At 68.9% G+C, this 12,428-nt stretch carries 8 protein-coding genes; 6 read left to right on the forward strand and 2 right to left on the reverse strand.

The annotated features are described in order from the left end of the window. Nucleotides 1-7: 7 nt before the first annotated feature. A complete protein-coding gene (locus ACIPWY_RS00625) occupies nt 8-3,892 on the reverse strand; it encodes an endo-alpha-N-acetylgalactosaminidase family protein (RefSeq protein ID WP_393700164.1) in 3,885 nt (1,294 codons plus the stop codon). A gap of 509 nt (nt 3,893-4,401) precedes the next feature. Between ACIPWY_RS00625 and ACIPWY_RS00630 the strand changes: the two genes are divergently transcribed. From ACIPWY_RS00630 to ACIPWY_RS00650, 5 genes are all read left to right on the forward strand, one after another. Then, the gene (locus ACIPWY_RS00630) at nt 4,402-5,298 is read left to right on the forward strand and encodes an ABC transporter permease subunit (RefSeq protein WP_362899042.1); all 897 of its coding nucleotides are present in this window, start codon (nt 4,402-4,404) and stop codon (nt 5,296-5,298) included. A 104-nt stretch (nt 5,299-5,402) separates the two neighbouring features. Continuing rightward, nucleotides 5,403-6,266 (forward strand): carbohydrate ABC transporter permease, encoded by an 864-nt coding sequence (locus ACIPWY_RS00635; protein WP_362899285.1) that lies wholly within the window; start codon nt 5,403-5,405, stop codon nt 6,264-6,266. Between the two features lie 39 nt (nt 6,267-6,305). Next, nucleotides 6,306-7,958, forward strand: coding sequence for a hypothetical protein (locus tag ACIPWY_RS00640; protein ID WP_393700162.1), 1,653 nt, complete (start codon nt 6,306-6,308; stop codon nt 7,956-7,958). A 59-nt stretch (nt 7,959-8,017) separates the two neighbouring features. Then, the gene (locus ACIPWY_RS00645) at nt 8,018-9,205 is read left to right on the forward strand and encodes a Gfo/Idh/MocA family oxidoreductase (protein WP_362899038.1); all 1,188 of its coding nucleotides are present in this window, start codon (nt 8,018-8,020) and stop codon (nt 9,203-9,205) included. Nucleotides 9,206-9,358: 153 nt separating this feature from the next. Continuing rightward, nucleotides 9,359-10,144, forward strand: coding sequence for a DeoR/GlpR family DNA-binding transcription regulator (locus ACIPWY_RS00650; protein WP_393700159.1), 786 nt, complete (start codon nt 9,359-9,361; stop codon nt 10,142-10,144). A 46-nt stretch (nt 10,145-10,190) separates the two neighbouring features. Here the strand turns inward: ACIPWY_RS00650 and ACIPWY_RS00655 are convergent, their stop codons facing one another. Then, nucleotides 10,191-11,318 (reverse strand): ricin-type beta-trefoil lectin domain protein, encoded by a 1,128-nt coding sequence (locus ACIPWY_RS00655; protein WP_393700157.1) that lies wholly within the window; start codon nt 11,316-11,318, stop codon nt 10,191-10,193. 218 nt (nt 11,319-11,536) lie between these two features. Between ACIPWY_RS00655 and ACIPWY_RS00660 the strand changes: the two genes are divergently transcribed. After that, nucleotides 11,537-12,421, forward strand: coding sequence for an SIS domain-containing protein (locus tag ACIPWY_RS00660; protein WP_362899032.1), 885 nt, complete (start codon nt 11,537-11,539; stop codon nt 12,419-12,421). The last annotated feature ends 7 nt before the right edge of the window (nt 12,422-12,428 follow it).

Genomic DNA, 12,428 nt, shown 5'->3' on the forward strand with positions numbered 1-12,428 from the left:
TGTCACCTCAGCCGCAGAGCCACTTCGCTCCGCCCCAGCTGGCGTGGTCGTTGCCGTTCCCGTCGCCGCCGTCACCGACGACGAGCTCGACGTACTTCGCGCCGGAGACGTCGGCGTCCAGCTTGTACGCGCTGTCCGACGCCTTCAGGACCGGGCTCTCGGCGACCTTCTTGCCGTCCGCCAGCACACTGAACTGGACCGAGCCCGCGGTCTTCTGGGCGTCGTCGACCCCCACCTGGGCCGTGAACGCCTCGCAGTTCCCGCCGAGGTAGTACTTCACGTCGGCGGGCGCGTGCGTGCCGAGCCCCTTGGGGTAGGCCGTGCCGCCGATGCTGATCGGCTGCCCGTCCCCGGAGCCGGACTCACCGTTGGAGAGGTCCTTCTCGGGCGGCCCCCAGCCGCTGTCGGCCGACACCCAGTCCATGTCGCTCGCCCAGGTGTCCTTGGTGGGCGGCGGGGCGAGGGTGTGGATCGAGATGCCGTCGGTGAGCGACTTGGTGCCGTCGCCCGCCTCGTACGACGCCTTCGTGGTGAGCGGGTACGCCTTGTACTCGGCGTCCGCCGGCGGTGTGACGTTCCAGGTCGCCGTCGCCTTGCCGCCCGCGGCGACGGAGTCGAACGTGGTGGCGCCGGCCGCCTCGGCCTTCCAGCCCTCCGGCACGTCCAGCGTCACCTCGACGTTCTTGGCCGCGGTCGCCTCGTGGTTGGCGAACGCCGCCGTCACCTTGTTCGCGCTGCCGGGCTCCAGTGTCGCGTTGGCCGAGGTGAGACCGAGCGTGGCGCACGCGCTTTTCTCGTCGGTGGCGCCGAGGTCGGTGACGGTGAAGTCGTCGAGGACGAAGTCGGCTCCCTCGGGCGCGTTCTCCGCCTTGGTGAGTCCGGTCCACATGTCACCGCAGCCGCCGACGAGCCGCTCACTGAAGTGGCCGGTGGTGCGCTGCTGCGGCAGCGCGGTCCTGCGGGTGGTCACGCCGGTGGGCTCGCCGCCGGTGACAGTGTCGTACCCGGTGGTCCACTGGTAGGCGCCCGCGTGGCTGTTCTGGTAGTCGAACTCCACCTTGTAGACGTGGCCCGACTCGAAGGGCACGGACGCGGGAGTGGTCCGGTAGACGAGGCCGTCGTTCTCCTCGTGGGACTTCAGGGACTCACCGTCGCCGATCACGTCGTCGATGAGCTTCCCGTTCCAGCCGGCCTGCGTGTACGGGGCGTGTTTCTGTGCGATGTGCGTGCGCGGGTCGTTCTCGCCGCCCGACTCGCCCTTCACGAACGGGCCCCAGCCCTGGTCGACGGCGTCGAAGTCGTCGTACGCGACCGTCCCCTTCTTCGTCGCGGGGTCGTTCTCCACGATCCGTACGTCGTCGAGCCCGACCTTCGCGTCGCTGCCGCCCGCCGCGAAGATCCGCAGCGTCGTGGAGCCGTTCGCGGGAGCGGTGAAGTGGACCTTGACCCGCTGGTAGTAGGTGCCGTGCCGCTCGTCGCCCGCGATGTAGTTCTTGGCGGTCGAGCGGTCCACCGTCAGCTTCTCGCCTCCGACGGCGAGGGTCGTGGGCCGTGTCTTGCCGGGCTCGACCTCGACGTTCACGGAGGCGCTGTAGCGCTTGCCGGGGTTGAGCCCGGTGACGCGCTGCTCGATGGCGGCCGTCCTGCCGCCGCCGAGCGCGGCCCCGCGGTGGCCGAGGCCGTCGCGGTCACTGGTGACCGGTCCGGACTTCTTCCAGTCGGCCAGGGTGATGTCGTTGAAGCCGGGGTCCTTGACCTTGCCGCCCTGGCCCCAGTCGGGGTCGGCCTGCTTCGGCGCCTGGTCCGGGTAGAGGACGTAGGGCTGTCCGGCGGTCGCGGTCAGCGTGATCCTGCCGTCCTTCGCGCTGACGGTGGACTGCTTGACGCGGCCGTTGTCCGTCAGCTTGTAGACGGTGAACTGCCGTGTGCCCGCGAGGGGTTGGGGCACGCTCCAGGTGCTCGTGCCGCCCTTCTTCGACCAGTGGTAGAGCTTGTCCTCACGCTTGCTGTCCTCCGACTTCCAGGGCAGCAGGTAGGAGTCGCCGTCGATCACCTTGGCGCCGCCGAGGGACACCTCGCGCTTGCCGTCCTCGACGGTGCCGCGGACGCCGCCGGTGAAGGTGACGTCGTTCTTGTCCCAGTCGGTGATGCGGTAGTGCTGGAGGAACTTCGCCGGGAGGTTGCGCTCCCAGACGTTGGCGGAGAACTCGTTCCAGTCGTTCTCGCCGGTCCAGCCCTCGAAGCCGACCAGCGCGGTCTGGCCGAGCACCGGGTCGTCGTTCCAGACGTCCTTCTCACCGTTGCGGATGAAACGGATGATCTTCGAGTTGAGGCCCTTGTTCGTCTTGGGCCCGTAGTCGAGGTCGTTGGCCCAGTGCGACCACAGGGCCTGGCGCTCGAACTTGTTGCCGAACTCGGTGGCCATGTCCCAGCCCTGGTTCTTCAGCTCGGTCAGCGTCCGGTCCGCGATCCAGCCGTGCGTGTAGTAGACGTCGATGTAGATGAGCGACAGGTTGGGGTCGGTCTCGTCGCGCAGCTGCTGGAAGCGCCTGGCCAGGTCGCCGCTGTTGATGTCGTGACGCTGGTCGATGTAGTACGACTGCCCGAGCCAGTTCCAGCCGGGCTTCGACTTGTCCACCAGCTTGTCGTCGAAGGCGTTCGCCTCCGCGTACGCCTCGGTGGCGTTCACGTGCACACCGAACGTCGAGCCCCACTTCTTGCCGCCCTTGAGCAACTTGTTGAGGTCCTTGAGGCCCCCGGCGCGCTTGTTGATGTTGCCGCCGTAGTCGGGGTGCGCGGAGTCGTGCCCCTCGGACGCGTACCCCTTGAGGATGCTCAGCTGGCCGAGCCCGTCCGTCGAGAGCGAGATCCGCTTGACGTCGTCGAGCGTGCGCAGGAAGGGGTGCGTGGCCTGGCTCGCGAAGTTGTACGGGATGTGGGTGATCACCCGGTCCGGGGTCTTGTCGCCGCCCTTGACCTTGATGCCGATGTCGTGGAACGCGACGGCGCCGTCCTGCCAGTCCACCGTCCTGTCGCCGTTGGCGTCGGGCGTCACGACGACCTTCGCCCAGGGCAGTTCCTTCTCCGGGGCGGGCGCGCCGTCACCGCGGTAGGTCCACTGGCCCGACCAGACACCGACACGGACGCTGCCGTCGGCGCCCTTGCGGGCCTGGTGCCAGAAGCGGGCGTTGTCGCCGCCGGTGGCCCCGGCGGGCTTGTCGTACGTCGAGTTGGACTCGACCGCCGCCGCGAGCGAACCGGTGTTCACGATCGCGTACGTGGCGCCGACCGGGGACGCGTCGGGCGCGGTGGACGCCGTGACCTTGCCGAACACGTCGGCCGTGCGGGTCGAGTCGGTGTCGAGCCGGGTGAACGCGGTCTCGGCGCCGGTGTCCGTGGAGCCCACCGAGATCAGGTCGTGGCCCGGTATGTCGAGCGTGCCGAGCCGGAAGGCCGCGGTGTCCCGCACGGCGGTCACCTTGAAAGTGGTGGCCCGGTCCGCGACCTCCAGCGCCGCGTCGATCTCGACGCCGGGCAGACCGGGGAAGACCAGGGTGTACGCGGCCCGGTGGGCGGTGACCTTCGGCGCCGCCTCGAGGCCCACCTTGTACGCCTTGCCGTTCAGCGTCACCTCGGTGACCGGACTCGTACTGCCGAGCAGCCGCGCCCCGCTCGCCCGGTCGGTGTAGGAGAGGACGCGCGGGAAGTCCTTCGCGACGCTCACGGACAGGGCGCCGGACGTGATCGCGACTCCGTCTCCGGCCGCTTCCGCATCCGGGAAGGAGGTGGGCGCGGGGTCGGCGAGGGCCGGGACGGCACCACCCGCCAGGGTCAGCGCGAGGGCAACGCCGACGGCGCCCGAGAGGCGGCGTCTGCCTGGGGATCTGCTCATGTCTCTCCCTGCTGCGACGGTGCGAACACGCACTGTCTAGTGGGCGATCCAGGGCCCTAGGAAGCAATTTCCACCAAAGTCCAAACACCAGCGGGCGTTAGTCCAAACACGGAACGGCAGCTTCGCCCAGGTCGGGGGCGGTGCGTGAACCTGCGGTGACCGTGTTCGTTGCCTGCGCGTTTCATGCGTGAAGCTGCAAGATCTAAATAGTTACCAATCAAGTCTTGTCATTCATTGGCAGGCTGACGCAAGATTCCGGTACCTCGCGCGCCGGGCCGAAGCCCCCGCGAGGGCCCTGTGAACCAACCCCCGCTCGTCACTCGACGCAGGAGGTGAATGTGTCGGCCGCCGCGTCCGCATCGCCCACGCCCACATCGCAAAACCCGCCCGACCTAACGCACGAGGCACCCGGAACGTCGGGCAGGAAGAAGGCGTCCGGCACGAAGGGGACGTCCGGCCCGGAGGGGGCGTCGGGCAGGAAGGGGCGAAAGCCCACCGGCAGGCGGACCGTGCGCGAGCGCCTGAGGCAGGACCGCACCCTGCTCCTGCTGTGTGTCCCGGGCATCCTCTACTTCGCGGTGTTCTTCTACCTGCCGCTCGCGGGCAACAGCATCGCGTTCCAGGACTACCAGCCCTACCTCGGCTTCAAGGGCAGCCCGCTGGTCGGCTGGGACAACTTCAAGGCCCTGCTCGAACAGCCGGAGTTCTGGACGGCCGTCTGGAACACGCTGAAGATCAGCGCCGTCCAGCTGATCCTCTACTTCCCCGCGCCGATCGCCCTCGCGCTCTTCCTCAACTCGCTGATCAGCAACAAGACCCGCCGCCTCATGCAGACGGTCGTCTACCTGCCGCACTTCCTGTCGTGGGTCGTCGTCGTCGGCATGTTCCAGCAGATCTTCGGCGGCGCCGGCACGGTCACGAGTTACCTGAACGACCACGGCGTGCACGTCGGGAACATCATGAACAACCCCGACACCTTCATCTACCTGATCACCTCCCAGAGCGTCTGGAAGGACGCCGGCTGGGGAGCGATCATCTTCCTCGCCGCGATGGCCTCCATCGACACCTCGCTCTACGAGTCGGCGGCGATGGACGGCGCGGGCTGGCTGCGCCGCATGTGGCACATCACGCTGCCCGGCATCAGGCCCGTAATGATCATGCTGCTCATCCTGCGCCTCGGCGACATCCTGTCGGTCGGCTTCGAGCAGATCCTCCTCCAGCGCGACAACGTCGGCCGGGACGCCTCCGAAGTCCTCGACACCTACGTCTACTTCCACGGCGTCGTCGACGGCGACTGGGGCATGTCCACCGCCGCCGGCCTGATGAAGGGCGTCATCGGCTTCGTCATGATCGTCCTCGCCAACAAGTTCGCGCACCGCCTCGGCGAGCAGGGGGTCTACCAGTGAGCACCGCGCCCATATCCACCACCCTGCGCCCCGAGAGCCAGGAGGGCCGCAGGGCCCGCACCGGCAGCAGGAAGCGCCGCGGCTCCGCCGAGCGCCCCGCATGGATGGAACAGCCCAACCCCGCGGCCCAGACGCTGAAGTTCATCGTCATCGTCGCGATGATCGTGGCGGTCGGCTACCCGTTCCTGCTCGCCATCGGCACCAGCCTCTCCTCCAAGGCCGAACTCGCCGCGAACGGCGGCTACGTGCTGTTCCCGTCGCACCCCACGCTCGAGTCGTACCGGGTGGTCCTCTCCGGCGGCGTCATCACGCGCGCCGCCGTCGTGAGCGTCGGGATCACCGTCGTCGGCACGGCGCTCAGCCTGCTCTGTACGATCGCGCTCGCCTACGGCCTCTCCCGGCCGCGGACCTTCGCGGGCAAACCGCTGCTCCTGATCGTCGTCGGCACGTTCCTCTTCACCCCGGGCATCATCCCCAACTACCTGGTGGTGCAGGAGCTGGGACTGCTCGACACCTACGGGGCGATGATCGCGCCGATCCTGCTCAACGCGTTCAACATCATCGTGGTCCGGGCGTTCTTCCAGGGCATCCCCGACGAGCTGCACGAGGCGGCCCGCCTCGACGGCGCCGGTGAACTCACCATCCTGTGCCGGATCGTGCTCCCCCTGTCGAAGGCCGTCATCGCAGTGGTCGGCATGTTCTACGCGGTGACGTACTGGAACAGCTTCTTCAACGCGATGCTCTACATCAACGACCCGGACAAGCTGCCGCTCCAGGTGGTACTGCGCAGTTACGTCCTCCAGGGCGACACCTTCAACGCGAAGGCGCTCGGCGTGAGCGTGCTGCCCGCCAGCACCTCCTTGTCGATGGCCGTGCTCATCCTCGCGGTCCTGCCGATCGTCGCGGTCTACCCGTTCCTCCAGAAGTACTTCGTCAAGGGCGTTCTCACCGGCGCCATCAAGGCCTGAGCCACCACCCTCAACCGCTCCTCGCCCCTTAGGAGAGTCATGTCCTCCAGAGACTTCAACCGCCGCGGGTTCCTCGGTGCCGCGACCGTCGCCGGCCTCACCGTCGCCGGCGCCGGTTCCCTCACGGCCTGTGGTTCCGGCGCGGCCTCGGGTGGTGGCGGTGCCAAGGCGTCGGCCAAGCTGAAGCTGCCGACGTACGTCCCCGCGAACGTCCCGGCGCCCGACCTGCCGGGCAACGCGGCGGGCCTCGACCCGGCGTACCTGCGCTACCCCAAGAACCTGACCCGCAGCGTCACCAAGAAGCCGGGCGACGGCAAGCCGGTCACGGCCCTGACCGAGACCTTCACCACCGCGGCCCCGGCCATGAACCGGAACGCGTACTGGCAGGAGCTCAACAAGCGCCTGGGTTCCGACCTGAAGATGACGATCGTCAACGGCCTCGGCGCCGACGACGTCTACCGCGCGAAGTTCAACGCCACCATCGCCGGCGGCGACATGCCCGACCTCATGTGGTTCCCGCCGAACCAGGGCCTCAAGAACGTCCCGGCCCTGCTCGAGGCGAAGTTCCACGACCTCACCTCGTACCTCTCCGGCGACGCGGTCAAGAAGTACCCGAACCTCGCCAACATCCCCGAGTTCGCCTGGAAGACGGCCGTCTTCAACGGCAAGATCTGGGGCATGGCCGTCCCGTACGGCCGCATGGGCCAGGTCTACGTCGCGAACGAGGACTTCTGGAAGCCGGTCGGCGGCGTCCAGTTCGACAGCGCCCAGGACTTCTTCGACAAGGCGAAGGAACTCCTCGACGTCAAGCGCAAGAAGTACGTCCTGGAGCCGGCGTACGTGAACCACATCCTGCAGTTCGCCTACTGGCACGGCGCGCCCAACGGCTGGCGCATGGACGGCGGGAAGCTCACCCACTACTTCGAGACCGACGAGTTCCACGCCGGCCTCGAGTTCGCCCTCAAGTGCCAGAAGGCGCAGCTGTTCTGGCCGGACCCGAACCTGCCGACGACCCTGGAGAAGATGGAGGGCGGGTTCCTCGGACTGCACGTCCAGTCCTTCCCCGGCTTCCTCAGCGACAGCAACCAGTACGACTGGCCGGAGAAGGTCGTCGTCCCGTTCGCCGCGGAGAAGGGCCTGACCCCCAGCTGGGGCTACGGCTACGGCTCGGTCGGCTTCACGGCCATCAACAAGGACGTGAGCAAGGACCGTATCGACACGCTGCTCCAGGTCATGAACTACCTCAGCGCCCCCTTCGGCACCGAGGAGAGGCTCTTCCTGGACAACGGCATCGAGGGCACGCACCACACCCGCTCCAAGGACGGCGACGTGCTCCTCAACAAGAAGGGCAACGCCGAGGTCATCACCACGCGGCAGGCCATCAACTTCTTCGGCAACGCCCCCGAGACGCTGTACCTCCCGGGCAAGCCCGACATCACTCGCGGCATCCACGGGGCCCAGGTCGAGCTGATGAAGCTCGCCAAGGTCAACCCGACCACGGGCTTCTTCTCGGACACCAACGCCAACAAGGGCGCGTCCTCCACCGACACGGTGTACCAGGCCGTCAAGGACATCGTGGCCGGCCGCACCCCGCTCTCCTCCTTCAAGAAGGACGTCCTGCCGACCTGGCAGCGCGACGCGGGCAACGCGATGCGCGACGAGTTCGAGAAGGCCATCGCCGACAGCAAGTGACAGGGTCCGGCAGGACCCGCATCCCCCGGCTTATCGCACACAGAACAGGACACCCGCACGTGGAAGACCTGCGCATCGGAGTCATCGGGCTCGGACTGCGACGGAACCTGGCGACCGCCGCGCACCGCCCCGGCAAGGGGTCGGTCGTGGCGGCGGTGGCCGACCTCGACCCTGAAATCAGGGCGAAGGTACCGGAGTTGTACGAGGGCGCGGTCGCCGTCGACGACTACCGAAGGCTCCTCGAAGACCCCTCGATCGACGCCGTCATCGTCGCCACCCCCGACGACACCCATGAGGCCATCGCCTGCGAGGCGCTCGAAGCGGGCAAGCCGGCGTACGTCGAGAAGCCGCTCGGCATCTCGGTCGAGCAGTGCGACACCATCCTGCGCACCGCGTACAAGACCGGCACCCGCCTCTACGTCGGCCACAACATGCGCCACATGGGCGTCGTGCGCCTCATGCGCGACATCATCGCGCGCGGCGAGATCGGCGAGCCGAAGACCGTGTGGGTACGGCACTTCGTCTCGTACGGCGGCGACTACTACTTCAAGGACTGGCACGCCGACCGCACCCGCACCACGGGCCTCCTCCTCCAGAAGGCCGCGCACGACCTGGACGTGGTGCACTGGCTGGCCGGTGGCTACACCAAGCGCGTCAACGCCCTCGGCGACCTCATGGTCTACGGGGACCTGCCGCGCCGCGAGCCGGACACCCCCCGCCCCGACGGCTGGCTGCGGGAGTTCGACTGGCCCCCGACGGAGCGCCACGACCTGCACCACGTCGTGGACGTCGAGGACGTGTCGGTGATGAACATGCAGCTGGACAACGGCGTCATCGCCGCCTACCAGCAGTGCCACTTCAGCCCCGACTACTTCCGCAACTACACGGTCATCGGCACCGAGGGCCGCCTGGAGAACTTCGGGGACAGCCCCGGCGACGAGGTCCGGGTCTGGAACACCGGCCCGAGCGGCTACCGCAAGGACGCCGACATCGTGTACCGCGTGCCCGAGGCGAAGGGCTCGCACGGCGGCGCCGACGAGCGCATCATCGACGAGTTCTGCCGCTTCGCGCGCGAGGGCGGCCTCACCGACACCTCGCCCGTCGCGGCCCGGATGAGCGTCGCCGCGGGCGCGCTCGCCACCCGCTCGCTGCGCGAAGGGGGCATGCCGTACGACGTCCCGGAGCTGGAGCCGGAGCTCCTCGCGTACTTCGACGGCGGGCAACTGCCGCGCGAAGCGGGGGAGTAGCAGCCACAGCGCAGGCGTGGGCGGGCCCGCCGGCGGGGCGGTCCTGCCCACGCCCGCGTGCGCACACAGACGGTCACGTGTAGCGCGCGGTTGATCACGTCTGGATGCGGAGAACGGCGCGGGTTACGCTACGCGCGTCGCGAGGAGGAACAAGTGGGCGCACATGCCCGATGGACCCAACTGCTGGAAATACTCGGCAATGAGGGTCATCTCGATGTCACGGAGGCGGCCGAGCGACTGGGCTGCTCCTCCGCCACGATCCGGCGCGACATGGACGAACTGGCCCGGCAGTCCCTGCTGACCCGCACGCGCGGCGGGGCCGTGGTGAGCTCCGTCGCCTACGACCTGCCGCTGCGCTACAAGACGGCCCGCAAGGCGGACGAGAAGCAGCGCATCGCCAAGGCGGTGGCCGAACTCGTCCCGTCGGGCTCCGTCGTCGGCATCAACGGCGGCACGACAACGTCCGAGGTGGCGAGGGAACTTGCCGTACGGACCGATCCGGGCGGCACCTCGGGCGGCATCGCGCTCACGGTCGTCACCAACGCGATCAACATCGCCAACGAGCTGGCGATCCGCCCCCATGTGAAGATCGTCGTCACGGGCGGAGTGGCCCGGCCCAGCTCGTACGAACTCGTCGGCCCGCTCGTCACGTCCGTCCTGCAGAGCCTCGCCCTCGACTACACGATCCTCGGCGTGGACGCGGTCCACCCGCACTTCGGCGCGGCCACCCACGACGAGTCGGAGGCCAGCGCGAACCGCTCGCTCGCCGAACGCGCGGGCACGGTGATCGTGGTGGCCGACTCCTCGAAGCTGGGCCGCCGGGCGTTCGCCCAGGTGTGCGCGCTGAACGCGGTGTCGACCCTGGTGACGGACAAGGACGCCCCGGAGGCGCTCGTCGAGGAGATCACGGCGCAGGGCATCGAAGTCGTCTGCGTGTGACCGGGCGCCCGTAGGGCCTGTGGTGGCGACGCCCGGTCACTCCGCATCAACTGGGCGTCGTCCACCGCTGGTTGGCGCCGCCCGAGCACGTGTAAGTGATCAGCTTCGTGCCGTCCGTGCTCGCGCCGCCCTCGGCGTCCAGGCACTTGCCCTGGTTGACGAGGGTGTCCCCGGAGCGCTGCCACTGCTGCGAGGCCGAGCCGTTGCACGTGGACAGCTGCACCGAACTCCCGCTCACCGTCATGCACTTGTAGAGCGCGCGCACGGTGCCGTCGTGGGACAGGACCCAGTTCTGGTTGTTGCCGCCGCCGCACGTCCACAGTTCGAGCGGGGTGCCGTCCGTGCCGCTGCCGCCGGTGATGTCGACGCACTTGCCGCCGCTGCCCGTGATGTCCCCCGAGGCGGAGTTGCCGGTCGCGTCGTCGTGCACGCTGCCGCCGGAGACCTGGGTGACCTTGGCGTACTGGGTGCAGGTGCTGCTCGTGGACGTCGAGCTGACGGAGGCGGTGACGGCGGAGCCGCCCGTCGACGTGCCCTTGGGGAGGTCGAGGCGGGCCCGTGAGTAGGGCTCGTCCTCGCAGGTCGCCGAGTTGCTGTTCCAGTCGAAGTACTCGACCCAGTCGACCATGCCGCCCGCGCTGATCCGGGCGCCCGAGCCGACCTGGAGGCTGCCCAGGACGAAGGACGTGCCGGCCGTGACGTCGGAGATGGTCGCCTTGTACCAGCCGTCGGTCGTGTCGGGGGAGATGCGGTACGTGTAGTGGTGTCCCGCCGTGAACGCCTGGTTGTAGCGGCACGTGTACCCGGTGCCCGACTCGTCGAAGGTCTGGCAGTACGTACCGGCCGAGCCCGCCTTCGCCGCCGTCGAGCCCCACAGGGAGAACAGGAACATGCCGGTGCCGGTGCGCCAGCGCTGCTGGCCGACGTAGCCGCCGACGCTGTTGGTGAAGTCGAACTGGTGGGCCCAGTAGACGTTTCCGCGGCCCGGGTCCGCCTCGACCGTCGTACCCCACGTGGCCTCGGTGAGGGCCGTCGTGCCGGACGGGAAGCCGTAGTTGGTGTAGGTGCCGGGGGTCTGCCCCGCCGCCTGGGCCGGCGCGGACAGGCCCACAGCGGCGGCGACCGCGACGACGGCGGCCACACAGACGGATCTGATCGATCTGAAGCGACGCACAGGTTCCTCCTGAACGGTGGGGGAGGGAGGTGCTTGCAGATGTGTGCTTGTGCTCGTGCTCGACAAGAGAGTGGCCGTGGCGGGTGGGCAAGGGCATGGACTTCTGGAGCGCGCACATGGACTCTCGGCGGACTTTGACGGGTCTGGCTGATCTCAAATGCTTGAAAACGCGCTATAACTTGCACAACCAAGCATGCGCTGGGATGTGAGGGTGCGCCATGAGTCATATCGAGAACGAGCTGCACAGCCAGCCCGAGTGCTGGGACCGGGCGGCCGAACTGGCCCTGGATCAGCGGGCGTTGCTGCCCGAGCCGGGCGAGCGGGTCGCGATCGTCGGCTGCGGCACCTCGCTCTTCATGGCGCAGGCCGCCGCCGCCCTGCGCGAGGACGCCGGCCACGGCGAGACCCACGCCCACGCGGCCTCGGAGTTCCCGGCCGCGCGCCACTACGACCGCGTCGTCGCCCTGACCCGCTCGGGCGCCACCACCGAGGTGCTGCGCCTCCTCGCCGGGCTGCGCGGACGGGTCAGGACCACCGTGATCACGACGGACGCCGCGACCCCCGTGGCGTCGGCCGCCGACGACGTGGTCGTCCTCGGCTTCGCCGACGAGAAGTCCGTCGTGCAGACCCGCTTCCCGACCTCGGCCCTCACCGTGCTGCGCACCCACTTCGGGCTGCACTCCCAGGACGTCGTGGACGACGCGCACGACGCGCTGGCCGAGCCGCTGCCCCCGTGGCTCGTCGGCTGCACACAGTTCACGTTCCTCGGCCGGGGCTGGACCGTGGGGCTCGCCGGTGAGGCGGCCCACAAGATGCGCGAGAGCCAACTCCCCTGGGCCGGCGCCTATCCGGCCCACGAGTACCGTCACGGCCCGATCAGCGTCTCCGTCCGGGGCACCGCCACCTGGATGCTCGGCGACGCGCCCGCCGGCCTCGCCGACGAGGTGCACGCCACCGGCGGCATGTGGGTGGCCGGCGGCCTCGACCCGCTGGCCGAACTGGTGCGGACGCAGCGCCTCGCGGTGGCGGTCGCCCTGGCCGGTGGCCGTGACCCGGACCGGCCCCGCCACCTCACGCGCTCGGTGATACTCGCCCGGGTCTGAGAGCCCG

Source organism: Streptomyces sp. NPDC090032 (genome assembly GCF_044748025.1).
GTDB lineage: Bacteria > Actinomycetota > Actinomycetes > Streptomycetales > Streptomycetaceae > Streptomyces.